This window comes from Mesorhizobium sp. BR1-1-13 (genome assembly GCF_020165515.1).
Lineage (GTDB): Bacteria > Pseudomonadota > Alphaproteobacteria > Rhizobiales > Rhizobiaceae > Mesorhizobium.
Genome location: NZ_JAIUIH010000001.1, coordinates 817,834 through 844,066, shown reverse-complemented (window position 1 = coordinate 844,066; position 26,233 = coordinate 817,834). Strand labels below are relative to the sequence as shown.

Below are 26,233 nucleotides of genomic sequence, written 5' to 3'. Positions count from 1 at the left end.
TCAGGTCTCCACGATTTTTGTCTCAAGCACCCTGGCCCCGAAGGCCGTGCGGTGGGGAATAACGATGCCAAGCTGGGCCTCGAGCGCGGCGGCAAGTTCGCTGGCCGTGGCCATATGCTTCAGCGTCGCATCCCGCGAACCCGGCATCGCCGATGCAAGCGAAATAGGCGTCGAGGTCGAAGAAAGCGGCGCTCATGGGAAAGGTACCGGGCATTGACCGACCGGATATAGGCATTCGGGCCAGGGGCCGCAAACCCGACGCACCGGCTTTATACGGAGGCCTTGCTGCCTTCCTCGGCGGCTTCGTCCTCGACCGCCGCGAGATGCTGCGCCGCCAGGAAGTTGCCGACATGGCTGAGACCATCAAAGTGATCGCAGAACACCTTGACGACGACCAGCAGCGGCACCGCCATCAGGGCGCCGACAAAGCCCCACAGCCATGACCAGAAGGCGATGGCGATGAAGATCGCCACGGCGTTGATCTCGAGCCGCCGGCCGACAACCATCGGCGTGACGAACTGGCCTTCAACGATGTCGCACAAAAGCAGGAAGGCAGGCGCCAACAATGCATAAGAGATCGTGTCGAAGCTGATCAGCGCGATGATCGTGACCACAACGAGAGTGATCATGGCGCCGACATAGGGCAGGAAATTGAGCAGAGCGGCCGCGGCGCCCCAGACGAACGGGTTGGGCATGCCGAGCGCCCACAGGCCAAGGCCGATGATCGTGCCGAGACCGATATTGATGATGGTGACGGTGAGCAGATAGTGCGAGATTTCCTGTTCCACGTCATAGACGACGCGCAGCGCCCGCTTCTTCTCGGTGAGACTGGCAAAGGACTGGATGATCTTTTCATAAAACATCGTGCCCGAAGCGAGCAGGAAAAGCGACAGCACGAAAATGATGGTCAGGCTTGTTCCCGCCGACAGGATGTTTGAGGCGGCCGACGACAGGAAGCCGGACTGGGCTACCGCAACCCTTTGTACACCCGGCTCCTGAGATGTCTCGGTCAGGCCTTCAATCTGGTGCGCAATTTCCATTCCCCTCTCCAGCGGACGCCGTAGTTGCGCCAGCCGCTCGGTCAGCCGCTGGCCGATCGACGAGGTGTTGTTGATGAGGTCGATCACCGGGCCGCTCAGCAAATAGCCGGCGCTGGCGAAGAGGCAGAGGGACAGAAGCACCAGAAGCGTCGCCGAAACCGCTTCGGGAATGCCGCGCTTGCGCAGAAGCCTGACGATCGGCGTCAGCGTCAGTGCCAGCAGAAAAGCGAGTATGACCGGCATGAAGAAAGCGCGGGCGAAATAGAGCGCATAGACGGCCATGAAAATGAAGATGCCGACGAGCAGCGAGCGTATCAGATGGGTGTCGGCGCGGGCGACGATGCGCGCCTCTTCTGCTTCGGAAACGCCCGCGACCGAAGCGGTGGGGTCAACTTTCATCACGGTCCCTCGGCGTTGGCGCAACCGCTGACGAAAACGCCCCTGCCGCTCCAAGGTTCCGTTAGCCGGCGTTGACGGCGAGCTCCCAGGCGTGCGGCTCACGATAGACGCAGCCCTGCTATTACATGCCATGTAATTGAGGCCGCGCACTGGGCGGGCGTAGTACGAACAGGCTTTCGCGATGAACGGGAAAGCCGGCGGGCCGGACAAGCCAGCCGCGCAATCACATCCGAACTGGAAGAGGACAACACAATGCAGAGGTTCCACCTTCAAACCGTCGAGTCCGCGCCGGAGCAATCCAAACCCGCGCTGAAGGCGCTCGAAGAGAGGTTCGGCTTCCTGCCGAATGTCATGGCGACGATGGCGAACAATCCGGTCCTTCTCAATGGATTCGTCAACAGCTTCGGCAGCTTTCACGGCGGCAGCTTCGACGAGATCGAGAAGCAGGTCCTGCTGCTTACCAATGCCGTCACGATCAAATGCCCCTGGACCGTTGCCGCGCACTCGACATTCGCTATCGAAGACGGGATTGCCGAGAGCGAAGTCAGGGCGATCCGTGAAGGCCGGTTGCCACAGGATCCGAAATACGCCGCACTTTCGGCGCTGACAAAGGCGCTGATCGAAAACAAGGGAAACGTGACCGACGCGGACATCGACAGGTTCACCTCGGCAGGTTATTCGAAACTCCAGATCCTTGAAGTCGTAACCGGCGTGGGCGTCTCCACGATGGCGGCAACGACGACGAATATGGCCGGTACCCCGATCGAGGACCGCTTCCAGCCGCAGGCATGGTCACCTCCCTCGGCGATCGCGGCTTGAGCCGAATGACGGCGCATGGATCGCCATGCGCCGTCGAACGATAAGCGGGTGGACGCCTATCGTTGGACGGGTTGCGAGGATAGTGCATCATGAAACCGTCGAACCTCAGGACGAGCACGAGGCCTGAGCTGGGCGTGCTCCTGCGTCACTGGCGCGATGCGCGCGGCAGAAGCCAGCTCGACCTGTCCCTTGATACCGGCGTTTCGCAAAGACAGATCAGTTTCATCGAAAGCGGACGCAGCGTTCCCAACCGCGAGACCTTGATGGCGATCGCCCGGGCACTCGATGTCCCTTTGCGCGATCGCAACACATTGCTGCTGGCGGCAGGCTACGCGCCGATGTTTTCCGAGGCCGCTTGGGATTCGGTGGAAATGAAGAGCGTGACCGATGCCTTGACGCGCATCCTGCGGCAGCATGAACCGTTTCCGGCGCTGGTCATGGACCGGTACTGGAACGTGCTGATGACCAATGAGGCCGCGCCACTCTTCTTCGGCTGCTTCATCGACATGGCCGTTCGCAAGGGGCCGCGCAACATGCTGCACCTGATATTCGATCCCGACGGCATGCGCCCGTTCGTCGCCAATTGGCAGGACGTGGCGCGGAGCTTGTTCGAACGTGTCTATCGCGAATCCATCGGCCGCGTCGTCGACGAAAAGACAAAGGATTTGCTGGCGGCACTGCTGGCCTACCCGGATGTGAAAAACGAATGGAAGAACCCGGTGGCGATCGGCTTCATGCCCGTCATCCCGCTTGGGTTCATCAGGGAAGACCGTGTCCTGAACTATTTTTCGATGGTCACCACGGTCGGCACCCCCCAGACCGTCGCCGCCCAGGAGCTTCGCATCGAGTGCCTGTTCCCGGCCGATGAGGCGACCGAGATCCATCATGCCATGATGATGGATGCGGCTCGTGCTCGTGCTTCGCAACGGCCAGGCGAGCACGTCGATTGACGGGCGGGCTCTGAGCGAAGCCCGCATCTGCGGGCCCCATTCGAGATCATACGGCAGGCGACGGGGCGGGGACGGCGACGGCCGTTTCCTTGCGCACGATCGACGCCACCCTGGTGCCGTAGAGTTCAATCGCCTTCATGACCTTGGCATGCGGCATGATGCCGATCGCCATCTGCAGCAGGAAACGGTCGTTGCCGAAGATCTTGTGCTGGGCGACGATCTTTTCGGCCACCTGCTCGGGATTGCCGACGAACAAGGCGCCGCCCGGGCCGCGTGACTGGTCGAAATGCGCCCGCGAGGTCGGACCCCAGCCGCGCTCGCGGCCGATGCGGTTCATCACCTCGGCCTGCGGGCCATAGAAATCGTCGGCCGCCTTCTCGGTCGTGTCGGCGATGAAGCCGTGGACGTTGATGCTGGTGGCAAGACCCTTCGGATCGGCGCCCGCGCGCATGGCGGCCTCGCGGTATAGGTCGAACAGCGGCGCGAACCGCGCTGGCTCGCCGCCGATGATGGCGAGCGCCAGCGGCAGGCCGAGCGCGCCCGCGCGGGCGGCGGACTGCGGCGTGCCGCCGATGGCGATCCAGATCGGCAGTTTTTCCTGCAAGGGGCGTGGGTAGACGCCGCGATCGTTGATCGGCGCGCGCAGATTGCCCGACCAGGTGATCTTCACCTGATCGCGGATGGCGAGCAGCAGGTCGAGCTTTTCGGCGAACAGCTCGTCATAATCCTCAAGATTGTAGCCGAACAGCGGAAAGGACTCGATGAACGAGCCGCGTCCGGCCATGATCTCGGCCCGGCCGCCGGAAAGAAGGTCGAGCGTGGCGAATTGCTGGAAGACGCGGACCGGATCGTCCGAGGACAGGACAGTGACAGCGCTGGTCAGTTTTATGCGCTTGGTGTGCTCGGCCGCCGCGGCCAGCGCCACGACAGGTGCGGACGCGGCATAGTCCGGCCGGTGGTGCTCGCCGAGGCCGAAAACGTCGAGGCCGACCTGATCGGCCAGTTCGATCTCCTCGATCAGGTTGCGCAGCCGCTCGTGCGGGCCGATTGCGCCGGGGCCCGGCTGCGGGCTGACGTCGGCGAAAGTGTAGAGACCGAGTTCCATGTGGTGTCATCCTGGCGTTTGATTTCGCGCTAGAGTTAGCGATCGGCCCGTATCGCCACCAGAGGGTCCGACTGCGAACAGTGCGTGTCCGTTTCGGCCGCGAAGGCGTCTCCCGGCTGCAACAGCACGGAATTTCATGGCTGGCATACCGTTTTGGCGCTTGAACTCCCGGTTTTCGCGCGTATGTAAGCGTCGCGAATTGACTTCAGGGAAGTGGACTTGGCTATCTACAGGGAAAAAGACATTTTCGAGCGGCGCAACGCCGCGAACGAGGCAAAGAAGGCGCTTCTGGAGCGCTTCAAGGCAAAGCCGGCGGCGGACGATCCCGCTGTGCTGGCGCGACAGGCCGAACGCAAGGCTATCCTTGCGGCGCGTGAGATACGCGAGGCCGAGAAGGCGAGGCTGAAGCAGGAAAGGCTGGCACGCGAGGCAATCGAGAAGGCCGAGCGCGAGGCCGCAGCCGAAGCCGCACGGATCGCGGCCGAAGAGGCGGCGCAGGCGGAAGCCAGGATTCGTGAAGCCGAAGAGGCCGAGCGTATCGCGCGTCTTTTGGCCGACGAGGCCGAGCGCAAGGCCAAGCGCGATGCGCGCTATGCGGCGCGCAAGGCGCGCACCGGCAGGACACCGCCAGGCTTTACCGGCCGCTAGCCTCACCGCCGGAGCAATCTGCTTCGAGGATCAGGGTCGCTGCGAAGCGGCCCTGCATGCGTTTGTCCGCGCGCCAATTCATGCGATTGTGGACGCCGGTCGCGATGCGACTTTCGCGGAATTGCTCTGTTTGCTTCGACGCAATTCCGGACGGAAAATCGCTTCGCACTTTCCCAGGATTGCCCTGTTTGCTTCGGCGCAATTCCGGGCGGAAAACCGCTTCGCACTTTTCGTGGAATTGCTTTACGCCGCGAATTTCAGCCCCATAATGCCGCAGACGATGAGCGCGATGCAGGCGAGCCTGATCACGGTCGCCGGCTCGCCGAGCAGCCAGATACCGAGCAGCGCCGTGCCGACCGTGCCGATGCCGGTCCACACCGCATAGGCGGTGCCGACGGGCAGCGCTTTCAGCGCCAGTCCAAGCAGCGTGAGACTCACGATCATCGAGGCGACCGTGAGCACGGTCGGGACGAGCCGGGTGAATCCGTCGGTGTATTTGAGGCCGATTGCCCAGCCGATCTCGAACAGGCCGGCGAAAAACAGAAAAATCCATGACATGGGGAACGCTCCATCCAAGCATCGCAACGACGTCCGTTTCGGGACGATGCAAAGCGCGATCGACCGAGCACCGCGGAAGCCGTCCGGCTGCCGATGCCCTATCAAACAGTGGGCGGGTCGTCCCGACCGGATTTCAGGAGATGTGGGGTCGTCCCCGCACCAGATATAGGGTGTCCTAACGCCCGATCAACAAAGTGCCGGCGGTGTTTCGAACGCCGCCGGCGAACTCCATCCGAGGCACGCGACTATTTTTCCTTGAGCCTCGTTGCCTTGACCGGCGGCGCCTTGAGCGTGGGAGCAGCGGCCGGCTTCTTGGCGTCCTTCTTTGGCTTGCGGGCCTCTTTGCCTGCCTTCATCGCACCTTTTGCCATGATTCGTTCCTCCAGTTGCGGGAAGCGAAGTGAAACAAGAGAAATGCCTCTAGGCAAGGGGCTGTTCGCGGCCCTGGCCCCGAAAACCCGGCAACCTGTTTCGACGGCCTTTATGAATTCCAACCGGCGCACAGCGACTTGAACGGATGGGGTGTTGATGAGTGGTGGATCGCCGCGGAATTTCGGCAGGCCCGCAGCATGATCTCGAGGAAATCGGCTCCCACTTTTCCTGCAATTGCTCTAGACTTCGCGTGTCGGACAGGACGACAGGGAAGCAATGGCGGGGCATGGCGGCTCTCGAACGGTCATCTACGCGGCGCTCGCCGGCAATCTCGCGATCGCGCTGACCAAATTCGCCGCGGCCTTCTTCACCGGCAGTTCGGCGATGCTTTCGGAGGGCGTGCATTCGCTGGTCGATACCGGCAATGGCGGTCTGCTGCTTTATGGCATGCATCGCGCCGCACGCCCGGCCACCCGCGCGCATCCGCTCGGCCATGGCCGCGAGCTCTACTTCTGGAGCTTCATCGTGGCGCTTCTCGTCTTCGCGCTCGGCGCCGGCGTATCCTTCTACGAAGGCGTGACGCACATCATTGCGCCCGAACCGGCCGCCAATGTCAGGGTCAACTACATCGTGCTCGGCCTGTCGTTTCTGTTCGAGGGCAGTTCATGGCTGGTGGCGCTGAGGGAATTCCGCCGGCAGAAGGGCCAGCAGGGCTGGCTGCAGGCCGTGCAATCGAGCAAAGATCCAAGCGTCTACACAGTGCTGTTCGAGGACAGTGCCGCGCTTCTCGGCCTGATCGTCGCCTTTGCCGGCATATCGGCGGCGGAGATTTTCGAGATGCCGGAACTGGACGGCGCCGCCTCGATCGGCATTGCTCTGATCCTGGGTGCGACCGCGGCCTTCCTGGCGCGCGAGAGCAAGGGGCTGCTCATCGGCGAGCCTGCTTCGCCCGCGGTACAGAAAGAAGTGCTGGCGATCGCCCAGCAGGATCCGGCGGTGCAGCGGGCAAACGGCGTGCTCACGGTCCACCTGGGGCCGGAAGAGATCGTTGCCGGCCTGAGCATCGAATTCGAGGACCATCTGTCGGCGCCGGAAATCGAAGCCTGCGTGGAGCGCCTCGAAGCGCGGCTGAGGAAGGAAATGCCCGAGATCACCCGGCTGTTCGTCAAGCCGCAGACGTCAGGCACCTGGGAACAGCGACGCAAGCTGATCGAATCAGCATCCGAGTAGACTTTGAGCATAGGCTCGAAACCCGCGTCCCACGCCTCGGGATCATGCCTCTGGATCAGCGTCGCGTCGTTGCCTTGCGCCGCTGCGCCGCTGCGCCGCTGCCCCGCCAGAGCAGTTCACCGTTTCACGGAGACGGCGAACCGCTCTATGTCTTTGTTTTTGCGCATTCCATAGGAAAGCGCTACGCGCTTTCCTGGGAAAACCGTACACACTTTTCCTGGAATTGCTCTAGGATCAGCCGATCGAATTTTGGAGGACGATTATGAAGATCGACGGCGGCTGCCATTGTGGCGCCATCACCTATGAGGCGGAGGTCGAGCCGGAAAAGACGTCGATCTGCCATTGTACCGATTGCCAACAGCTGACCGGTACGGCCTTTCGTGTCACCGTTCCGGCGCCTGAAGATCACTACCGGATCACAAAGGGTACACCGAAAGTCTACATCAAGACCGTGGCAAGCGGCGCCAGGCGCGTCCAGGCCTTTTGCGCCGACTGCGGCTCGCACCTTTACGCCACGTCGGTCGGAGATGGCCCAAAGGTCTACGGCATTCGCGTGGGAACCGCGCGGCAACGCCAGGATTTGATTCCGACACTGCAAAAATGGCACCGCTCGGCGCTTCATTGGCTACCCGAATTTCACGGCATGACCACAGTGGAGGAGCAGTAGCGCCGGTCCGGTGCGGCGCCTCAGTCGTCGCCTTCGACCACCCTCAGCCTGAGCTGGCCGGTCTTTGAATCGGCAACGCGCGGGGAATCGACAACGCGAGGGCCGGGTTCCGGCTTCGCAGGGGCTGGTGACGCGATGTCCGGGCCGACATCGCCACCGGGCTGCGCGCCGAATTCCAGCGCTTCGATCTTCTGGCCGCGCTTGGTCACCTTCGACGTCGAGACGAGGATGTCGTCTATATCCTTGGCCGACTGGGCAAAATGGCCCTGCAATTTACGCACCCGCTCGTCGACACGCGAAACGTCCTCCATCAGCCGGATCACCTCGCCCTGGATCAGGTGTGCCTGCTCGCGCATGCGGGCATCCTTCAGGATCGCCTGGATGACCTGGATCGACAGCATCAGGAGCGACGGCGAGACGATGACGACGCGGGCGCGGTGCGCCTTCTGCACCACCGCCTCGAAATTTTCGTGGATCTCGGCAAACACCGATTCCGACGGCACGAACATGAAGGCGGTATCCTGCGTCTCGCCCTGGATCAGGTATTTTTCCGCGATATCGCGGATATGCACCTCGATGTCGCGGCGGAAGGCCTGCGCCGCGACCTTCTGCTGTTCGGCGCCTTCGGCGGCGCGGATGGCGTTCCAGGCTTCCAGCGGAAACTTGGCGTCGACGGCAAGCGCCGGCGCGCCGTTGGGCATGCGCACCAGGCAATCGGGCCGGCTGCCGTTGGACAAGGTCGCCTGGAATTCGTAGGCGCCGTGCGGCAGGCCGTCGGCGACGATCGCTTCCATGCGCGACTGGCCGAAGGCGCCGCGCGTCTGCTTGTTGGAGAGGATCGCCTGCAATTGCACGACCTGGCCGGCGAGCGACTGGATATTGCCTTGCGCGGTGTCGATGACGGCCAGCCGTTCCTGCAACTTGGCCAGGCTCTCATGCGTGGATCTGGTCTGCTCGGTCATGGTCTGGCCGAGGCGGCCAGTCATGGCGTCGAGGCGCTGGCCGATCGACTGCGTCAGTTCCGCCTGCCGCGCGCCGAAGACTTCCGCGATGGCGCCCATGCGGCCCTGCATCTCAGCTTGGCTTTGCAATATGCCGGCCATCCGCGCCTCGGCGTCGCGGGCATGGTCGGCGGCTTCGGCAGCGGCAGCGGCGCGCGCCTTGGCCGAGCGCCACAGCGCGACGACAAGCGCCACGAACAGGCCAAGAAACAAAATGGTGCCGAAAGCCAGCGCATGGCCGAGCGTGATCGTGGTCGCGCCAAGCCGGGCGACAGGCTCTGAAAGGATGGACGTCAGGTCGTTCATGCGCACAGCATAGACGATTCGGTCGGCCAGCACAGATCAAAACGTGAACAATCCCCCCGCGCACCGGTTGACGCCCTTTATTCAAGGTCTTAGGTGAGACGCCATGCCGATCAAGCCGCTCATCATCCTTCCCGACCCCATCCTGCGCCAGGTTTCCAAGCCGGTGGAGCGCGTCGATGCGCCCTTGCGCAAACTGGCCGACGACATGCTGGCGACCATGTATGACGCGCCGGGGATCGGGCTGGCGGCGATCCAGATCGGCGAGCCGCTGCGCATGCTGGTGATCGACCTCGCCAAGGAGGACGAGACGCCGGCGCCGCATGTCTTCATCAACCCAGAAATCCTGGAAAGCGCCGACCAGCGCTCCGTCTACGAGGAAGGCTGTCTGTCCATCCCCGACTATTATGCCGAGGTCGAACGCCCGGCTTCCGTGCGGGTCAAGTATCTCGACCGCGACGGCAAGCTGCAGGAGATGGAGGCCGAGGGGCTGATGGCAACCTGCCTGCAGCATGAGATCGACCATCTCAACGGCGTGCTGTTCATCGACCACATTTCGAAGCTGAAGCGCGACATGGTGGTGAAGAAGTTCAAGAAGCTGGCCAAGGACAAGGCTCCGGGCAAGCTGGTGGGATAGGGGACAATGCCCCTTCGCGTCATCTTCATGGGCACGCCGGAGTTTTCGGTGCCGACGTTGCGCGCGGTTGCCAAGGCCGGACATGAGATTGCGGCCGTCTACACGCAGCCGCCGCGGGCCGCCGGACGGCGCGGCCTGGAGCTGACGCCGTCGCCGATACAGCGCGAGGCGGAACGGCTAGGCATCGAGACGCGCACGCCGACGTCGCTCAAGGGCGAGGCCGAACAGGCAGCTTTTCGCGCGCTGCAAGCCGATATTGGGGTGGTCGTGGCTTACGGCCTGCTTTTGCCCAGGGCGGTTCTCGAGGCGGCGCGACTGGGCTGCATCAACGGCCATGCGTCACTGTTGCCGCGGTGGCGCGGTGCGGCGCCCATCCAACGGGCGATCATGGCGGGCGACAGCGAAACCGGCATGATGGTCATGCGCATGGAAGAAGGCCTCGACACCGGCCCAGTGGGGCTGGTTGAAAAATGCGTCATCGAACCCGATATGACCGCCGGCGATCTGCATGATCGATTGATGAGCGTCAGCGCCGCACTGATAGTGGAAGCGCTGGCCCGGCTGGAAAGGAATAGCCTGGCATTCACCGCCCAACCGGTTGAGGGGGTGACCTACGCCAAAAAGATCGATAAATCCGATACGCACGTGGATTGGACGCGGCCCGCGGCCGAAGTCCACAATAACATTCGCGGCCTGTCGCCCTTCCCCGGCGCCTGGTGCGAGGTTGAAATTGGTGGCCGGGCGGAACGGCTGAAACTGCTTCGCTCGACGCTTGCGCAAGGCGTGGGCGAACCGGGAGGAATTCTCGACGACCGCCTGACGGTCGCCTGCGGAGCGGGCGCGATCCGGCTGGTCGAAGTTCAACGGGCGGGCGGAAGGCCCGCCGCCGCGCAAGAATTCCTGCGCGGGACCAAGATCGAAAAAGGAATGAAATTGTCATGAGCATGATGTCGATACGCGCGGCGACGCCGCGGGATCGCGAGGCCATCCGCCTCGTCGAGGAACACGCTTTCGGCCAGCAGGCGGAAGCCGGGCTGGTTGACGCGCTGGTTTCCGGCGGCGACGCCGTTGTCGAACTGGTGGCGGAAGAAGACGGGCAAGCGGTTGGCCACATCCTGTTTTCGCGTCTTTTCGTCCGCGCCGGCGGCAAGGATTTCCCGGCGGTGGCACTGGCGCCGCTGGCGGTGGAGCCGTCGTTTCACGGCACCGGCATTGGCGGCGCGCTGATCCGCGAGGCTCACATCCGCCTGCGCGACGCCGGCGAGACGCTGGCCGTGGTGCTGGGCGACCCCACCTACTACAGCCGTTTCGGCTACAGCCATGCGCGCGCCGAAGGCTTCGAGAGCGACTACCAGGGCGAGGCGCTGCAGGCGCTGGCCTGGGGCGACGCTCCTGAAGCCGGTCGGCTGGTCTACGCCTCGGCCTTCACCGAACTCGCCGCCTAGGCGTATAGCCGCCCGGCATGCCGCGTTTTCGCCTCGACATCGAATATGACGGCAGCCTGTTTGCCGGCTGGCAGCACCAGGCGGACCAGCCTTCGGTGCAGCAGGCGATCGAGCAGGCGATCGAAAAATTCTGCGGCCAACAGGTCCGCTTGCGCGCTGCCGGCCGTACCGATGCGGGCGTGCATGCGACGGCCCAGGTGGCGCATGTCGATCTCGCCAAGGCCTGGCCGGACGACAAAGTGCGCGATGCCGTCAACGCGCATCTGCAGGCCGCCGGCAATCGCATCGCGATCTTGAAAGCCACGACCGTCGTCGACGGCTTCGATGCCCGCTTCTCGGCCATCGGCCGCCACTATCTCTACCGCATCCTCAACCGGCGCGCGCCCTCGGCCCTGGAAAAGGGCAAGGTCTGGTGGGTGCCGAAGCAGCTCGACGCCGCTGCCATGCACGAAGCCGCCAAAGTGCTGCTCGGACGGCACGATTTCACCACCTTCCGTTCCACGCAATGCCAGGCCGAGAGCCCGGTGCGCACGCTCGACCGTCTTGACGTCAGCCGTTCGGGCGACATGATCGAAGTCAGAGCCTCGGCGCGTTCCTTCCTGCACAACCAGGTGCGCTCGATGGTCGGCTCGCTCAAGCGCGTCGGCGAAGGCGCATGGACGGCCGGCGACCTCAAGGCGGCGCTCGAGGCGCACGACCGCGCCGCCTGCGGCCAGGTGGCTCCGCCCGACGGACTTTTTCTGGTCGGCGTCGATTATCCCGGATAGAGTCCCGAAAGGTTCTGAGCTCCGGTGTCCGGAACCGTGATTCCAAGCAGCGCCTGCAGCCCGAACAGCACGATCAGCGAAGCGATGAACATGCCGACGAAGACAGCGGTCCCGATTGCGGCACCTCTGCCGATGGTCGCGTTGGTCATGCGCCAGGTCAGCACCATCGAGAGCGCGAACAACAGCAGCGACACAAGGCTGGAGATCTGGCTCGCCGAGGTCAGGAAAAGCCTGATCAGCGCGGACGGCAGCATCAGCCAGGCGGTGATGGCCGAAGCCCAGTTCGAGGCCACCACATAATGCACGAAGCGCCCGCCGATGCCGGCGCGCGGCGCGACCAGAGCGAGTGCGACCAGTGGCAGCACCCAGGAACCGATATCGACTGTCGCCAGCCGCAACAGCATGCTGAAGCGGCCCGCGAAGGCATCGGGATCGCCGATCTCGTTGGCGATGCCGACCCAGCCGACGATCAATGCCGGCGCCGCGACGACGATGGCGAAAAAGGAATTCCAGAAACCATCGGCAGACAGGTCGAGCAGACGCAGGCCATCGGCCCTGCCGAGCATCAGTCGCCAGGCGCCGGTCAGCGAAACTTGGGTCTCGTCCGCCGAAAGCATGCTGCTCAGTCCTGTCCGAACCAGTCTTCGATGAAGCGCTGATAGATTTGCGTCAGCGTCTCGAGATCGGCAAGGGCGACGCGCTCGTCGACCATGTGCATGGTCTTGCCGACCAGGCCAAATTCGACCACCGGGCAATAGTCCTTGATGAAGCGCGCATCCGACGTGCCGCCGGAGGTGGACAGCGCCGGCGCTCTGCCGACTACCGTCTTGACCGAGCCGCTCAATGTCTCGATCAGCCTGTCGTCGCGGGTCAGGAAGACATGGCTCGGCCTGTCGCGCCAGACGAGTTCGTAGTCGACCGGCATCTCCTTGCCGGGCCGGTATTTCTTGCGGCCCGCCGCCTGGTCGAGACGGTTGTGGATTTCGGCCTGTATGGTCTCGGCGGTCCAGCTGTCATTGAAGCGGATGTTGAAGGTGGCGGTTGCCTTGGCTGGAATGACGTTTGTGGCCGGGTTGCCTACGTCGATGGATGTCACCTCCAGATTGGTCGGCTGGAAATCCTTCGTGCCCTCATCGAAGACGGGATGCAGCAAAGCGTCGACCAAGCTCATCAGCCCGCGTACCGGATTGTCGGCAAGCAAGGGATAGGCGACATGGCCCTGGCGGCCATTGACGGTGACGCCGCCCGACAGCGAGCCGCGCCGGCCGATTTTTATCATGTCGCCGAGCGCAGACGGGTTGGTCGGCTCGCCGACGATCGATGCGTCCCATTTCTCGCCCCTGGAAGCCGCCCATTCGAGCAGCTTCGTGGTGCCGTTGATGGCCGGGCCTTCCTCGTCGCCGGTGATCAGCAGCGAGACCGAGCCCTTCGGACCGCCATTCGTCTCGACATGGCGCGCTATCGCGGCGATGAAACAGGCGATGCCGCCCTTCATGTCGACCGCACCCCGGCCATACATCTCGCCATTGGCGATCTCGGCGCCGAAGGGCGGATGCGTCCAGGCGGCTTCGTCACCGACCGGCACCACGTCGGTGTGTCCGGCGAACATCAGATGAGGGCCATTGCCGGAGCGCCTGGCATAAAGGTTCTCGATATCGGGCGTGCCGTCTTCCGAAAACACCGGGCGATCGACGAGGAAGCCGAGCGGTTCCAGCATCGTCTGCAACGCGGTCAGCGCACCGCCTTCGGCTGGCGTCACGGAGGCGCAACGGATGAGGGCGGCGAGGTTTGCGGCGGGATCGGTCGGCAGCGTCATGGCAAAAGCGATAGTCGAAAGCTGAAGGCCTGTCACGGCCAGACGTAAGGGCCAGTCCTATGACCGGCGATACCGCCGACATTATGGTTTTCATGTCGTATAGTCGCGGGCCCGGTGCGGAGCGACAGGATGGCAAACGGGGACAAGAGAATCGTCATTGCCGGTGCCGGCAACATCGGCTGCTATGCCGGCGGCTGCCTGGCGCTCGCCGGGCGCAAGGTGATTCTGCTGGCCCGGCCGCGCATCGAGGCGGCGCTGCGGCAAGGCGGATTGCGGGTCAGCAACCTTGAGGGCCGCGACCGGGGCCTCGAGCCGCAAGCGCTTGCCGTCACCACCGATCCAGCCGCCGCCTTGCCGCAGGCGGACGTGATCCTGGTCACCGTCAAGAGCGGCGCGACGCGGGACATGGCTGCGCTCGTCGCCGCACATGCCCCGCCTGACGTCGTGGTGGTGAGCCTGCAGAACGGCATCGACAATGCCGACCGGCTGCGCGCCGGTGTCGGCGGGCGACCAGTGCTGGCCGGCATGGTGCCGTTCAATGTCGTGCAATCGGTCGACGGCGAATTGCCGCTGCGTGTCCACCGCGCCAGCAACGGCAAGGTCATGATCGAGGACAGTGATGCCGGTCTGATCAGCCTTCTCGGCGTCGAAGGGTTCCGGGTTGAAGCCCATGCCGACATGAAAGCCGTGCTGTGGGGCAAGCTTTTGATGAATTTGAACAATGCGCTGGTGGCGCTTTCGGGCCTGCCGCTGGCGAGCGAGCTTGCCGACCGGCGCTGGCGGCTGATCCTGGCTGGACAGATCGACGAGGCGCTCCAGGCCATGAAGGCGTCGGGCATCGAGCCGGCGCGGATCGCCGGCTTGCGGCCGGCGCTGTTGCCGATAGTGCTCCGCCTCCCCGATTGGCTGTTCAGGCTGCTGGCGAGGCGGATGCTGGCCATCGACCCGGAGGCGCGTTCCTCCATGTGGGACGATCTGCAGCGCGGCCGGCCGACGGAGATCGGCGATTTGCAAGGCGCCGTTCTTCGCCTGGCGCAAGAAGCGGGCACGCCGGCGCCGACGGTCCGACGGATCATCGCCCTGATGCGTGAGGCGGAAGCGGCCGGCAGCGGATCGCCCGGTTTCAGCGCGGATCAGGTCGCCGCGCCTGAAGCGCGTCGCGTCTGAACGATTCAGGCGACGCGCTTCAGGCCCTCATTTTCATGCATGCCGGCAGTAGCGCATGGCGACGATGGGCGCTCAGGGCTCGGCCGGTGCATTGGTGCGCTTGCCATAGCGGTTGGGTCCGGGCTGGCCCGGAAACAGGCAAAGCACGACGAAGGCGACGATCGAGACGACCGGCACGAACAGGATCAACGCCGCGATGCCGGGCTTGTCGAGGTCGTGCAGCCGCTTAACCGCCAGTGCGATGTTCGACCACAGCGAGGCGATGAAGGCGATGAAGAAGACGAACGACCACATGTTGCTCTCGGGCGAGCCTTCCGGCACCAGCGTGAAACGATAGAGCGGGAAGGCCTGGATGATGGCCACGAGCAGCCCGCCAAGAAAATAGGCCGCGCGGCTGACGCGGCCCGATGTCTTGAAGAAAAGCCAAGTGAGGTTGGATCTGTCAGGCAAGCGGGTCCCGTCCATATTGATTGACACCCCGGGTGCCGTCGAAACTCGTCAGCAGATATTTCCAGTCCATGTCACCCCTCCATGTTGAACCGGCGCGACCGATCGTCGCGCCGGCGGAAGGTGCGCCCGCTTTCCAAAAAGATCAATCGCGCAGCAATTCGTTGATCGACGTCTTGGACCGGGTCCTGGCATCGACCCGCTTGACGATGACCGCGCAATAGAGACTTGGACCCGGCTCATTGTTCGGAAACGGCTTGCCAGGCAGCGAACCGGCTACGACGACGGAATTCGGCGGCACTTCGCCGTAGAAAATCTCGCCGGTGGCGCGGTCGACGATCTTGGTCGACTGGCCAATGAAGACACCCATGCCGAGCACCGAGCCCTCGCGCACGATGCAGCCTTCGACCACTTCCGAGCGCGCGCCGATGAAGCAATTGTCCTCGATGATGGTGGGACCGGCCTGCATCGGCTCCAGCACGCCGCCGATGCCGACGCCACCCGACAGGTGCACATTCTTGCCGATCTGGGCGCAGGAGCCCACCGAAGCCCAGGTATCGACCATGGTGCCCGAATCGACATAAGCGCCGACATTGACGAAGGACGGCATCAGCACGGCGCCCGGCGCGACGTAGGCCGAGCGGCGCACGACCGACGACGGCACGGCGCGGAAACCGGCCTTCTCGAAATCGACGGCGCTCCAGCCGTCGAACTTCGACGGCACCTTGTCCCACCACACGGCCTGGCCGGGGCCTCCCTTGATGATCTCCATCGGGTTCAGCCGGAAGGACAAAAGGACGGCTTTCTTCAGCCATTGGTTGACATGCCACTGGCCATCGGCCTGGCGCTCGGCAACGCGGGCGGTACCGCGATCGAGCAGATCGAGCGCCGACTGGATGGCATCGCGTGTCTCGCCTCTGGTCGCCGTCGAAATCGCGTCACGCTCCTCGAAGGCCTTGTCGATGGTCTTTTCGAGGCTCGCCAGATCCGGCTTCGACATGAATTCGCTCCATTACCAGGCTGTTAAGGGGCTGAGCCTTAACCTGTTTTGAAAATCGCGCGGACCCTATGTGAAGGCAGAGTAGGGGTCAATCGCGACTGCGCCATGGGACGGCGCAAGTGAATGAAATGGACGGACCTGACATCATGACACCCATGGAAAAGGCGGGCTGGACGCCGCTGCCGCATTCGGACGAGGATCTGGAGCGGGCCAGGAGCGTGCCGGACACGCCGCAGACGCGCGCCGAGACCTACCGCCTGGCGTGGAACGATCCCGACTTCATGACGCGGCGCGAACTGCGCGCGGTCAGGCTGCAGCTCGAACTCCTGAAACCGGAGATGATCCTGGCCGAGCGTGGTATCCGCTCGACCGTGGTCCTGTTCGGGGGCGCGCGGCTGCCTGAACCCGGCGGCGAGGCCTGGGCTGCCAAAAACGAGACGCAGAAGAAGAACCTCGAGGAAAACAGCAAATATTACGAGGAAGCGCGCAAATTCGCCCGCCTCTGCTCGCAGCAATCGGCCAGTTCATATTACCGCGAATATGTCGTGGTGACCGGCGGCGGGCCCGGCGTGATGGAAGCGGGCAATCGCGGCGCCGACGATGTCGGCGCGCCCTCCATCGGGCTTAACATCGTTCTGCCGCACGAGCAGGCGCCCAATGCCTATGTGACGCCGGAACTCTGTTTCAACTTCCACTATTTCGCCATCCGCAAGATGCATTTCGTCATGCGCGCCAAGGCCGTCGCGGTGTTTCCCGGCGGCTTCGGCACTATGGACGAATTCTTCGAGACGCTGACGCTGATCCAGACCGGGCGCATGGAGCGCGTGCCGGTGATCCTGTTCGGCAAATCCTTCTGGAAGCGGGCGATCGATCTCGACTTCCTCGCCGAGCAAGGCACGATCAGTCCCGGCGACCAGGACATCATCGATTTCGTCGACACCGCCGACGAGGCCTGGGGCATCGTCAGCCGGTTCTATAAGTTAGGGGAGTAAGGGAATAGGGAAGTAAGGCAGTAGGGAAGTAGATCTCGAATCAGGGGCTGAGAGCGCCTCATTCTCCTACTGCCCTACTGCCCCACTGCCCCACTGCCCTACTGCCCTACTCCCTTATTCCCACGACTATCTCCGTCAGGAATCCGGCGAGGTCGTCGGTGACGAAGTCGACATCATCTTCCTGCGCCGGATCGCGCTCCCAGATTTCGGAGAATGTCGGCTCGAAATTGCGCGGCACCACCAGGACCGTCGTCATGCCCAGCGACTTCGGCACGGCCAGGTTGCGCGCGAGATCCTCGAACATAACCGCATTGTGGCCGGTGACGGCGTGGAGTTCGGCGAATTTCTCGTAGGTCTGGCGCGCCGGCTTGGGGTTGAGCCCGGCAGCGACGATATCGAAGATGTCGTCGAAATGATCAAGGATGCCAAGCTGGCGCGCAGTGCGCTCGGCATGCCTGCGGTCGCCGTTGGTGAAGATGAACTTGCGGCCGGGAAGCTGGCGAATGGCGGTGCCGAGGACGGGGTCAGGCACCAGCCAGGAATAGTCGATGTCGTGGACCTTCTCGAGGAAATCGTCGGGGTCTATGCCATGGCGCGTCATCAGCCCGTTCAGCGTCGTGCCATATTCCCGATAAAGTTCCTTCTGCAGCTTGCGCGCGTCCTCGCGTGGCAGCGACAGCAGTTCCCCGACATAGGCGGTCATCTTGACGTCGATCTGCGAGAACAGATTCGAATGGTGCGGATAGAGCGTGTTGTCCAGGTCGAACACCCAGTCGGTGACATGGGCGAAGCGAGCGGGGTCGGGGTGTGTAGCCATGCGACCCTTATGGCACGAAACGGACGATCTTGAAGGGGCTTTATCCACAACTTCTACGCGCCGAAAGTGGCAGAAACAGTCTCACCATTCAAATTTTAGGCATCCTGGAAAGGTGGCCTTCAGGGCTTGCTGGCACAGAGGCGGTCCAGTGGGAGCCAGCGATGAGCAGTATAATTCTGAAGTCCGCCACCATTGCTTTCGTCTCTGTCGCGGTTTCGCTCCTTCTGACCCTGATCATCGTCCCCGCCATGGGATTCCCGGTCAACCGCATGATCTGGCTGACCTCGACATTGTGTCCGCTGGTCCTTGCATGGGCGGCCTGCGCAAGCACGTTCTGGCACAGCGACAGGCTGAAGTCGGCGCATCGCGACCTTGCCCGCACCCATGCCCAGCTTGCCGCGGCGCATCGCCGGCTGGCGGAAAAGGCCAGCCGCGACGACATGACGGGCATGCTCAACCGGGAAAGCTTCTTTGCCGTGCTCAACGGCTCCCGGCACAAGTCCGATAGCGGCGCCTTGCTGATCATCGATGCCGACCATTTCAAGATGATCAATGACAGCTTCGGCCATCTGACCGGCGACGACGCGCTGCTCCTGATCGCCAACGCCATCAAGCGCGGGGTGCGCGACGGCGACGTCCTCGGCCGCATCGGCGGCGAGGAGTTCGGCGCATTGCTGGTTGGAGCCACGGAACGGGAAGCCAAGCGCGTCGCCGAGCACATCCGCCGCGAGGTCGAGCTGATCCGCTTCCGGCCCGTGGACGAACGGACCATTCCGCTGACCGTCAGCATCGGCGGAACCCTCTGCGACGAGAGCGCCAGCGTGTCGGAGCTGATGCGGGCCGCCGACCGGCGCCTCTACCAGGCCAAACATCGGGGACGCAACCTGGTGATCCTCGACACCGACATCTCCGAGGCGGCCTGAACGGGCTGATCCAGCAAACCGGCTTGTTAAGGAGTCTCTAACCCTGTTTGCACTCGGCTGCGCATTGTTCCGGCTTGCAACCAGTTTTGGCACGCTTCTGGCTTCGATGACGAAGCATGTGCCGTTCAGGAACATGCCTGGATGTTCGGGGAACATGCCTGGATAGAGACCCCGTCGAGAGACCCGTCATGAGTTTCCTTATCAAGAAGATATCGCGCCGAATGATCATGCAGACGCTGATCGCGGTGCCTGCCCTGTCGCTGTTCCGCAAATTGCCTGATGCGGGTTCTTCCGAAGCCGCCCCCGATGAGATGGTCGAGGTCAATGGCTGGATCCTGAAGCGGAGCGACCTGGCATGATCTTCGACAGCTATGAGGCGTTTCGCGCCGCAAATTTCACGCCCAGGGTCTGCGTTCTCGGCTCCGGCCCGGCCGGCACCACGATCGCCAGAAAGCTCGGCGCCGCCGGCATACCGGTCGTGGTGCTGGAGGCCGGCGGCAGGGAGTTCAGCGACACCTCGCAGGATTTCTATCGCGGCACCACGGTCGGCGATTTCTATTTCGATCTCGATATCACCCGGCTTCGGTTCATGGGCGGCAGTTCGAACCACTGGGCCGGCTGGTGCCGCGTGCTCGACAAACAGGATTTCGAGCCGAAGGCGTGGGTGCCGGACACGGGCTGGCCGATCCGGCGCAGTGACATCGAACCCTATCTGGGCGAAGTGCGCGACATCCTGGAGCTGCCGGATTTCCGGCCGGACGCGCCGATCTCGGACGACATCCGCTGGGTGCAGCTGATCAAGAGCGGCGCGGTGCGCTTCGCTGAAAAATACGCCGCCGAGCTCGACAAGAGCAGGAACATCGCTGTCGTGCTCAACACCTGCGCCACCGAGCTTACCGGCGACGGCAGACGCGTGACCGGCGCTAGGCTGTGGTCACAGGGGCAGGATGCCGGCTTCTTCAGCGCCGACTATTTCATCGTGTGTGCCGGCGGACTGGAGAATTCGCGGCTGCTTTTATGGTCGAACCAGCGCTCCAATGGCGGCGTCGTGCCGAACGCGACGGCACTTGGCCGCTACTGGATGGAACACCCGACCTTCCAGGGCGGCAACGCCATCCTGGCCGACTATGGCGCATTCGAGGTCGATGCGGTGAACGAGGCCTTCTTCTCGCCGATGCCGGCCGCGATGGAGCGGCTGCGGATCATGAATTTTGGCATCAGGCTGATCGAGACGCCCTATCCCGGCGTCAAGGACCTGATCGCGGATCTCGCCTGTACGGCGCCCAACATGGCGGAGTGGCTGTCGGGCAGGCTCAACCAGAACCTGCGCTGCGCGGCCCAGCTGTATGTCGCCTGGGAGCAGGCGCCGCTGGCCTCGAACCAGGTCGAGCTGTCGAAGACCGTGGTCGACCACGCCGGCGTGCCGCGCATCGAGCTGCACTGGAAGAAATCGGACCTGGAACGCCGCACGCTGCTCGAAGGGCTGAGGCTTTTCGGGACGACGCTAGCCCAGAAGAACCTGGGCCGGGTGCGTATAGCCGACTGGATTTCGAATGGCGGCGACTACCCGACGGACCAGGAGACGGCCGGCCACCACCACATGGGCGGCACGCGCATGGGCACCGATGTCGCCACAAGCGTCGTGGACGCCAATTGCAAGGTGCACGGCATGGACAATCTCTATGTCGGCGGCTCGTCGGTGTTCTGCACCTCGGGCCAATGCAACCCGACGACGACGATCACGGCGTTGGCCTGCCGGCTCGGCGAGCATCTCGGGAAGGTGGTCGCCGCCTGACGGTTCCGCAACCCCGCGAAATCATCTCATCTCGGCAATGCCGCGCCATATGATGGCGCCGGAGCGGCTCAAAGGCCGTGGAGAGGCGCACCAGCACGGCGGCGACGCAGCTTTCCGGAATTGCCCTACGCCCGCCGCTCCGACCGGCCGAAACGCCGTTCGAGATAGGCCTGACCGAACTCCAGCGTGATTGACAGGATCCAGTAGATCACCGAAGCGGTGATCAGCATCTCGATGTGGCGGAACTCCGTCTGGCCCATGGTGCGGGCGAGATACATGATCTCCCAGACGCCGACGACCGACACCAGGGACGAGTCCTTCAGCATGGCGATGAACTGGTTGCCGGTCGGCGGGATGATGACGCGCATGGCCTGCGGCAGGATGACCAGCGCCATGGTCTGGCCGGGGCTCAGTCCAAGCGCGGTGGCGCCTTCGCTCTGTCCGCGCGGAATGCTTTCGATGCCGGCGCGGAAGATCTCGGTCATGTAGGCGCCATAACACAGCGACAACGCCAGAATGCCGGCCGGCACCGCGCCGATCACGTAACCGACCTGCGGCAGGCCGAGATAGATGATGTAGATCTGCATCAGCAAAGGAAGGCCGCGGAACAACGAGGTGTAGAAAGTGGCCAGCCCGTACACGAGGCCGTTTCCGGTCAGTTTGGCGATCGCGCCGACAAGTGCGATGGCTGTCGCGATCAGGATCGAGATCGCCGAAATGTAGAGCGTGGTGGTGACGCCCTGGGTGATCAGGAAGCCGATCTTCCTGGCGATGAAGGCAAGCGAAAGGTCGAAGGAATAGAGGAACAGCATCAGGAGCACGAACAGTTCGATCCAGACGCCGACGATCTGCTGCCGCCGGGGCAAAAGCAGCAGCAGCTTGCAATTCACCAGCACAATGAGCGCGATCAGCACTGCGGAAAGCGCGCGCGACAGGGCAGGGTTGGCCTGCAGCCAGCCGGATGCAACTGGCATCACCGAGCCGATCCAGCTTGACTTGATGCCCATCGCGTAAAGGCCGGCGGCCAACAGCGCCAACACGAGCCCAGCCGCTGCGCGACGGGTGATCCCCGGATAGAAGAGCATCAGCCTGCCGATCATGCCGTCACCTTGTCTTTCGTGGCGGCATGACGTTCTCGCCACCAGTCCTGCGCCTGCAATTTCCAGTAGGTGAGTTGCGCGGCCGCCAGGCCGGCGGCGCCGCCGGCCCAGCTCAATCCGAATGGCGCGAACTGCCGGTACCGGTCCGAAACGCCCAGAATGCCTTCCGCAACGATTTTCCCGGCGATGGCCGTGGTGTTGAGACCATGGCCGCCGAAAGCCGTGCAATACCAGACGCCCGGCTGCAATTCGCCGATCTGGGGCATCAGGTGACGGGCATAGGACATCAATCCGGACCAGGCCAGTTCGGTCTTGAGGTCCGCAAGCTGCGGATAGGTGCCGATCATCTCGCGGCGCAATTCGCGCGCCAGCGCGTCGGCGGAAGCGGCGCGCGTGGTGATGCGCCCGCCCCACAAAAGGCGATTGCCGCCATCGACCAGCCGATAATAGTCGCCGGCCCGCCTGTTGTCGCCGACCGCGTCCGTGGTCGCAACGGCTTGCGCGATCAGGCGCGGCGCCGGCTCGGAAACCATCACATAGGTCGCGATGGGCAGGAAGGCGCGGTGGAGCTGACTGAATACCGGGCCGGTATAGCCGCCGGTAGCCAGCACGACGCGAGTTGCCCGAAGCGTGCCCTCTCGCGTGCGCAGCATCTTTTGCGACCCCGACAGATCACATTGCACGACTTCGGAGCTCTCATGGATGCTGCCGCCAAGCCGCTCGATCTCATCGGCCACGGAACGCAGATAATTGAGCGGATGGATGTGAAAGGCTTTCGGGTCGCGCAAGCCCTGATAGTAGCGAGCCGATTTAAGCACCAAACGGACGTCTTCTCTACGCAGATATTGAAGCTCGTATCCGTGGTCGCGCGCCGTCTGGTCGGCATAGGCCTTGAGCGCGTCGCCATCGTCGTAGCGCAGGACGCTGACCAGCCCGTCGCGCGGCATGGCGGCCGATATGTCGAGCGCCTCGATGGTGTGACGCACGAATTCGACGCCCTCGATCGACAGCCGGTGCAGTTGCCGCGCGGCTTCCTTGCCGACGCGCGCGGCAATGGTGTCGCCGCCGGTGGCGAAGCCAGGCGTGACGAAGCCGCCATTGCGGCCGGAGGCGCCGAAACCGACGACCTGGGCCTCGAGCACGGCGACGCGCAGCCCGGAACGCGACAGCTGCAGCGCCGTGGTCAGGCCGGCCAGTCCCCCGCCGACGACGGCCACGTCACAGTGCGCCTCGCCGCGGAGCGGGGGCCTGATCTTCCGGTCGGTCATGGTGCGGGCGTAATAGGTGTCCGGATAGGCCATCGGCGACTTTCAACCGCATCCCGCTCAGAGTCAGGAAAAGCGCGTAGCGCTTTTTCCTGGGGAATTGCGCAAGAACAAAGGTTTAGAGAGGGGTGGCGATTGTTTCAACGCTTCACCGCTCCGGCATCTGACGCGTGATGCCCGCCAGCAGCCGAGCGGCGGCCGGCGAGCGATCCAACGTCATTTGGCGCTGTAGTCCTTGCCGTACCATTTCGTGGTCAGTGCGGCGAGCGTGCCGTCCTTCTTCAGCTCGGCGATGATGCCCGAAACCTTTGCGGTCCACTCGGAATCGTTCTTCTCGGCAATGACCACGAGCGGTTCGCGGAAGGCATATTCCCCTTCGAGTATCTTCACGGGATAGCCGTTCTTGATGGCGTTCTGCGCCGTCTGCTCCGGCGCGATCACGGCATTCAGGCGAACACCGTCGCCGAGCCGCAGGTCATCGAAGGGAAGCATGGAATCGGCGAAGGTGCGTATCTCGCCTGGCTCCAGCTTGTATTCGACGGGAGGCAGGCCGGGCGCGTCGATCTCAAGCTTGCGGCGGATGAAATCCTCCGAGGTGGTGGCCGTCTCGACGCCGATCACCTTGCCGTTGAGATCGGCGACCGACTTCGCGGTGCTGTCCTTGTGCACGACGTAGACATAGGGGCTATAGTAATAGATGCCGACAAAATCGATCACCTTGGAACGAGCCTTGGTCGGCGTGACCGAGCCGACGCCGAGGTCGTAGCGCCCTTGCCAGCGGCCGCCGGTCAGCGTCGCCCAGTCGGGGGTTTCGAACGAGACCTCGACCCCCAGCCGTTTGCCGATCTCGCGCGAGACGTCGATGTCGAAGCCGGCGAGCTCGTTGCTGTCATTGAGAAAGCTTTGCGGCGGCCAGGCGGCGTTGGTGGCGACGACCATCGCCTTCTTCGACGTGACGCGATCCAAAGTTTCTCCGGCCATGGCCGCCGTCGTGATCGCGAATGTCGCGGCGGCAAGAATGGCGAAATCGAGCAGTTTTTTCAAGGTTATCCTCCCTTATGGATGCAGCTGAAATGATTTGTGCCTGCGTCGGGCACCAGTGGTTGTCGCGACCGCGACGTCTCCGCGGCGTTCGGCTTGCGGATGCAAGTCCAACGCGGCTCGGTGTCGATTTGCGTCCATCGCAGCCGAAGCTGTTCCCCCTCATGGACTGGCGTTTGTGACAGTTGACACTCATGTCGCGAAAAGCAGGGTTCCACCCGGCGAAATGCCGGATAATGGCAGCCATGCAGTCATTGCGTGCCGTGAGGCGGCAAAATGCCGGATATTTCCGCCTTGCGCAGCCTGCACCGGCGGTTCCTCAGGATTGTCGCGGAGGTGCTTCAGCCGATAGGATCGCGCCGAGGGATTGACGGTTCCGGGGCGGATCGAAGGAGAGGATTGATTGTGGAATTGACCGAAAAAGATCGCCAGCTGCTCGCGCTGATGCAGAAGAACGCGCGTGAGCCGGTCGCATCACTGGCGCGTCAGCTCGGCGTATCCCGGACTGCCTTGCAGGAGCGCATACAAAAGCTCGAGGCGGGCGGCGTCATCGAAGGCTACGCGGTGCGGCTGACCAGGGAGGCGGCTCAGAATTCCGTCCACTGTTTCACCTTCGCCGCCCTGAACAACAAGAGCTACCCGGACGTCTCCAGAAAGATCAAGGCGATGGCTTCGATCCAGGCCGTCTACGCCATAACCGGCGAGTGGGACCTGATCATCCATGTCGCGGCCGAGACGCTCGAGAAGCTGAACCGGGAAGTGAACGCGCTGAATGAAATCGGCGGCATCGTCAAAACCGCTTCGCATGTGGTGATGGAGACGAAGTTCAACCGCAACATCTATGCCGCACTATAGGAAGGGCGAGGTTTCGCTCGCCCCTGCCCATCCAAATCCGGCTAGAGCAATTCAGCGTTCCATGGGACGGTGAATTGCTCTATCTCTTTGTTTTTGCGCAATTCCTAAGGGAAAGCGCTACGCGCTTTTCCTGGGAAAACCGTGCACACTTTTCCTGGATTGCCCTAGACAGTCGCCGGGTCGAGTGCGGGCTCGCCCATGCGGCGAGCGACGATCGCCGCGAAATCGGCGGTCTGGAATGTGTCGCGCAGCGCGTCGAAGGACGGCAGCACGAAATAGACGCGCTGGAACTTGTCGATTTCGTAGCCCGTACGCATCACCGTTTCCAGGTCGAAAGGCGCATGGTGCGCATCCTTGCTTTCGACCGCGAACTGCAACTCCGTGAAGGATGACATCAGACCGGCGCCGAAGGCCTTCAGCGGCTGACCACTCTCCTGCATGAGGCCGTATTCGGCCGTGTACCAGTAGAGCCGGCTGATCATTTCGTCGCCGCCCAGCGCGATGATGTCGCCGGCCTTCTGGCCATACATCTGCATGAAGTCGGCGAAGACCGGCTGCGACAGCACCGGCACATGGCCGAAGAAATCATGGAACATGTCGGGTTCGACGATGTAGTCGAGCTCCTGCTGCGTCCGCAGCCAGTTGGTGACGGGGAAACGACGGCTGGCGAGATGGTCGAAGAAGGGCGCGGCCGGGATGAGCCCTGGCACGGCGACGATCTCCCAACCAGTCAGCTTGCGCAACTTGGCACTGACTTCGTCGAAGTCCGGGATGCGGTCGAGCAGGCCGAGCTTGTCGACGCCGTCGAGATAGGAATGATGGGCGAGCTTGCGCGTTAGTTTCGTCTGGCGGTCGCACAGTGTGCGCCACACCGCCTGTTCCTCGGCGCTGTAGTCATAGGCCTGCGCCACGGTGAAATCGGCACGGCAGACCGAGTAATCGCCGCGCAGCCCTTGAGCCGCGCAGTCGCGGGCATATTCGGCAACGCTCATCGTCCTCATGGTTTTTCTCCTCGCCACTCTTGAATTCCGGATTCTACCCAAAGCTAACCGGATTTGCGGAGGCAAATCGGTT

The 26,233-nt window shown here is 63.3% G+C and carries 30 protein-coding genes; 15 read left to right on the top strand and 15 right to left on the bottom strand.

Annotated elements, in window-relative coordinates:
• Together LB533_RS04165 and LB533_RS04160 are read right to left on the bottom strand one after the other, a co-directional pair.
• Entirely contained in the window at positions 1–147 is a 147-nt protein-coding gene (locus LB533_RS04165) for a hypothetical protein (protein ID WP_181169337.1), read from the bottom strand.
• Between the two features lie 122 nt (positions 148–269).
• Positions 270–1,439 (bottom strand): AI-2E family transporter, encoded by a 1,170-nt coding sequence (locus LB533_RS04160; RefSeq protein ID WP_140639296.1) that lies wholly within the window; start codon positions 1,437–1,439, stop codon positions 270–272.
• Between the two features lie 252 nt (positions 1,440–1,691).
• Here LB533_RS04160 and LB533_RS04155 point away from each other — a divergent pair, with 252 nt between their 5' ends.
• Both LB533_RS04155 and LB533_RS04150 read left to right on the top strand, forming a co-directional pair.
• Positions 1,692–2,258: a carboxymuconolactone decarboxylase family protein gene (locus tag LB533_RS04155; RefSeq protein WP_140639297.1), complete on the top strand. Its 567-nt coding sequence runs from the start codon at positions 1,692–1,694 to the stop codon at positions 2,256–2,258.
• An 89-nt stretch (positions 2,259–2,347) separates the two neighbouring features.
• The gene (locus tag LB533_RS04150) at positions 2,348–3,208 is read left to right on the top strand and encodes a helix-turn-helix domain-containing protein (protein WP_224676722.1); all 861 of its coding nucleotides are present in this window, start codon (positions 2,348–2,350) and stop codon (positions 3,206–3,208) included.
• Between the two features lie 46 nt (positions 3,209–3,254).
• Here LB533_RS04150 and LB533_RS04145 read toward each other — a convergent pair whose 3' ends face one another.
• Positions 3,255–4,313, bottom strand: coding sequence for an LLM class flavin-dependent oxidoreductase (locus LB533_RS04145; RefSeq protein ID WP_140639299.1), 1,059 nt, complete (start codon positions 4,311–4,313; stop codon positions 3,255–3,257).
• A gap of 219 nt (positions 4,314–4,532) precedes the next feature.
• Here LB533_RS04145 and LB533_RS04140 point away from each other — a divergent pair, with 219 nt between their 5' ends.
• Positions 4,533–4,961, top strand: a complete 429-nt coding sequence (locus LB533_RS04140; RefSeq protein ID WP_140639300.1) for a DUF6481 family protein — start codon at positions 4,533–4,535, stop codon at positions 4,959–4,961.
• A 243-nt stretch (positions 4,962–5,204) separates the two neighbouring features.
• Here the strand turns inward: LB533_RS04140 and sugE are convergent, their stop codons facing one another.
• Both sugE and LB533_RS29820 read right to left on the bottom strand, forming a co-directional pair.
• A complete protein-coding gene (gene sugE, locus LB533_RS04135; RefSeq protein ID WP_140491423.1) occupies positions 5,205–5,519 on the bottom strand; it encodes a quaternary ammonium compound efflux SMR transporter SugE in 315 nt (104 codons plus the stop codon).
• A 245-nt stretch (positions 5,520–5,764) separates the two neighbouring features.
• On the bottom strand, positions 5,765–5,890 hold the full coding sequence (locus tag LB533_RS29820; protein ID WP_140491427.1) for a hypothetical protein: 126 nt from the start codon (positions 5,888–5,890) through the stop codon (positions 5,765–5,767).
• 277 nt (positions 5,891–6,167) lie between these two features.
• Between LB533_RS29820 and LB533_RS04130 the strand changes: the two genes are divergently transcribed.
• Both LB533_RS04130 and LB533_RS04125 read left to right on the top strand, forming a co-directional pair.
• Entirely contained in the window at positions 6,168–7,121 is a 954-nt protein-coding gene (locus tag LB533_RS04130; protein ID WP_140639301.1) for a cation diffusion facilitator family transporter, read from the top strand.
• A 262-nt stretch (positions 7,122–7,383) separates the two neighbouring features.
• Positions 7,384–7,788 carry a GFA family protein gene (locus LB533_RS04125; RefSeq protein ID WP_140639302.1) on the top strand — a complete coding sequence of 135 codons (405 nt, stop codon included), beginning with the start codon at positions 7,384–7,386 and terminating at the stop codon, positions 7,786–7,788.
• Positions 7,789–7,808: 20 nt separating this feature from the next.
• Here the strand turns inward: LB533_RS04125 and LB533_RS04120 are convergent, their stop codons facing one another.
• On the bottom strand, positions 7,809–9,095 hold the full coding sequence (locus LB533_RS04120; protein ID WP_140639303.1) for a DNA recombination protein RmuC: 1,287 nt from the start codon (positions 9,093–9,095) through the stop codon (positions 7,809–7,811).
• A 103-nt stretch (positions 9,096–9,198) separates the two neighbouring features.
• On the opposite strand from LB533_RS04120, the gene def reads away from it, so the two are divergent.
• The 4 genes from def to truA are packed head-to-tail and all read left to right on the top strand — an operon-like array spanning position 9,199 to position 11,941.
• On the top strand, positions 9,199–9,729 hold the full coding sequence (def, locus tag LB533_RS04115) for a peptide deformylase (RefSeq protein WP_056573548.1): 531 nt from the start codon (positions 9,199–9,201) through the stop codon (positions 9,727–9,729).
• Positions 9,730–9,735: 6 nt separating this feature from the next.
• Positions 9,736–10,671, top strand: coding sequence for a methionyl-tRNA formyltransferase (fmt, locus tag LB533_RS04110; protein ID WP_224676721.1), 936 nt, complete (start codon positions 9,736–9,738; stop codon positions 10,669–10,671).
• Complete coding sequence (locus tag LB533_RS04105) at positions 10,668–11,174, top strand: GNAT family N-acetyltransferase (RefSeq protein WP_224676720.1); 507 nt, start codon at positions 10,668–10,670, stop codon at positions 11,172–11,174. Before fmt ends, LB533_RS04105 begins: the two co-directional genes overlap by 4 nt.
• A gap of 17 nt (positions 11,175–11,191) precedes the next feature.
• Positions 11,192–11,941 (top strand): tRNA pseudouridine(38-40) synthase TruA, encoded by a 750-nt coding sequence (gene truA, locus LB533_RS04100; protein ID WP_140673674.1) that lies wholly within the window; start codon positions 11,192–11,194, stop codon positions 11,939–11,941.
• On the opposite strand, the gene LB533_RS04095 is transcribed toward truA, so the two are convergent.
• Positions 11,929–12,558, bottom strand: a complete 630-nt coding sequence (locus LB533_RS04095) for a transporter (protein ID WP_224676719.1) — start codon at positions 12,556–12,558, stop codon at positions 11,929–11,931. The two genes, truA and LB533_RS04095, sit on opposite strands and share 13 nt — an antisense overlap.
• Before the next feature lie 5 nt (positions 12,559–12,563).
• Positions 12,564–13,757 carry a succinyl-diaminopimelate desuccinylase gene (dapE, locus tag LB533_RS04090; protein ID WP_224676718.1) on the bottom strand — a complete coding sequence of 398 codons (1,194 nt, stop codon included), beginning with the start codon at positions 13,755–13,757 and terminating at the stop codon, positions 12,564–12,566.
• A 129-nt stretch (positions 13,758–13,886) separates the two neighbouring features.
• Here dapE and LB533_RS04085 point away from each other — a divergent pair, with 129 nt between their 5' ends.
• A complete protein-coding gene (locus LB533_RS04085; RefSeq protein ID WP_224676717.1) occupies positions 13,887–14,924 on the top strand; it encodes a 2-dehydropantoate 2-reductase in 1,038 nt (345 codons plus the stop codon).
• Positions 14,925–14,996: 72 nt separating this feature from the next.
• On the opposite strand, the gene LB533_RS04080 is transcribed toward LB533_RS04085, so the two are convergent.
• Complete coding sequence (locus LB533_RS04080) at positions 14,997–15,374, bottom strand: DUF805 domain-containing protein (RefSeq protein WP_224556389.1); 378 nt, start codon at positions 15,372–15,374, stop codon at positions 14,997–14,999.
• 142 nt (positions 15,375–15,516) lie between these two features.
• The gene (gene dapD / locus LB533_RS04075) at positions 15,517–16,371 is read right to left on the bottom strand and encodes a 2,3,4,5-tetrahydropyridine-2,6-dicarboxylate N-succinyltransferase (RefSeq protein WP_224676716.1); all 855 of its coding nucleotides are present in this window, start codon (positions 16,369–16,371) and stop codon (positions 15,517–15,519) included.
• A 146-nt stretch (positions 16,372–16,517) separates the two neighbouring features.
• Between dapD and LB533_RS04070 the strand changes: the two genes are divergently transcribed.
• Positions 16,518–17,363, top strand: coding sequence for an LOG family protein (locus LB533_RS04070; RefSeq protein WP_140491453.1), 846 nt, complete (start codon positions 16,518–16,520; stop codon positions 17,361–17,363).
• 106 nt (positions 17,364–17,469) lie between these two features.
• Here LB533_RS04070 and LB533_RS04065 read toward each other — a convergent pair whose 3' ends face one another.
• Positions 17,470–18,180, bottom strand: coding sequence for a pyrimidine 5'-nucleotidase (locus LB533_RS04065; protein WP_224676715.1), 711 nt, complete (start codon positions 18,178–18,180; stop codon positions 17,470–17,472).
• 161 nt (positions 18,181–18,341) lie between these two features.
• Between LB533_RS04065 and LB533_RS04060 the strand changes: the two genes are divergently transcribed.
• The 3 genes from LB533_RS04060 (at position 18,342) to LB533_RS04050 (ending at position 20,898) form a co-directional block, all read left to right on the top strand.
• Complete coding sequence (locus tag LB533_RS04060) at positions 18,342–19,103, top strand: GGDEF domain-containing protein (protein WP_224676714.1); 762 nt, start codon at positions 18,342–18,344, stop codon at positions 19,101–19,103.
• 188 nt (positions 19,104–19,291) lie between these two features.
• Entirely contained in the window at positions 19,292–19,462 is a 171-nt protein-coding gene (locus LB533_RS04055; RefSeq protein ID WP_224676713.1) for a hypothetical protein, read from the top strand.
• Positions 19,459–20,898 carry a GMC oxidoreductase gene (locus LB533_RS04050; RefSeq protein ID WP_224676712.1) on the top strand — a complete coding sequence of 480 codons (1,440 nt, stop codon included), beginning with the start codon at positions 19,459–19,461 and terminating at the stop codon, positions 20,896–20,898. The genes LB533_RS04055 and LB533_RS04050 overlap by 4 nt, the downstream gene beginning before the upstream one ends.
• A gap of 125 nt (positions 20,899–21,023) precedes the next feature.
• Here LB533_RS04050 and LB533_RS04045 read toward each other — a convergent pair whose 3' ends face one another.
• The 3 genes from LB533_RS04045 to LB533_RS04035 all read right to left on the bottom strand — a co-directional run bounded on the left by LB533_RS04045 (position 21,024) and on the right by LB533_RS04035 (position 24,244).
• Entirely contained in the window at positions 21,024–21,998 is a 975-nt protein-coding gene (locus LB533_RS04045; RefSeq protein WP_224676711.1) for an amino acid ABC transporter permease, read from the bottom strand.
• Positions 21,995–23,299 carry an NAD(P)/FAD-dependent oxidoreductase gene (locus LB533_RS04040; protein ID WP_224676710.1) on the bottom strand — a complete coding sequence of 435 codons (1,305 nt, stop codon included), beginning with the start codon at positions 23,297–23,299 and terminating at the stop codon, positions 21,995–21,997. Before LB533_RS04040 ends, LB533_RS04045 begins: the two co-directional genes overlap by 4 nt.
• Before the next feature lie 180 nt (positions 23,300–23,479).
• Positions 23,480–24,244: a transporter substrate-binding domain-containing protein gene (locus LB533_RS04035; RefSeq protein WP_224676761.1), complete on the bottom strand. Its 765-nt coding sequence runs from the start codon at positions 24,242–24,244 to the stop codon at positions 23,480–23,482.
• A 465-nt stretch (positions 24,245–24,709) separates the two neighbouring features.
• Here LB533_RS04035 and LB533_RS04030 point away from each other — a divergent pair, with 465 nt between their 5' ends.
• Complete coding sequence (locus LB533_RS04030; RefSeq protein ID WP_224676709.1) at positions 24,710–25,159, top strand: Lrp/AsnC family transcriptional regulator; 450 nt, start codon at positions 24,710–24,712, stop codon at positions 25,157–25,159.
• A 164-nt stretch (positions 25,160–25,323) separates the two neighbouring features.
• On the opposite strand, the gene phhA is transcribed toward LB533_RS04030, so the two are convergent.
• Entirely contained in the window at positions 25,324–26,160 is an 837-nt protein-coding gene (phhA, locus tag LB533_RS04025; protein WP_224676708.1) for a phenylalanine 4-monooxygenase, read from the bottom strand.
• Positions 26,161–26,233: the final 73 nt, after the last annotated feature.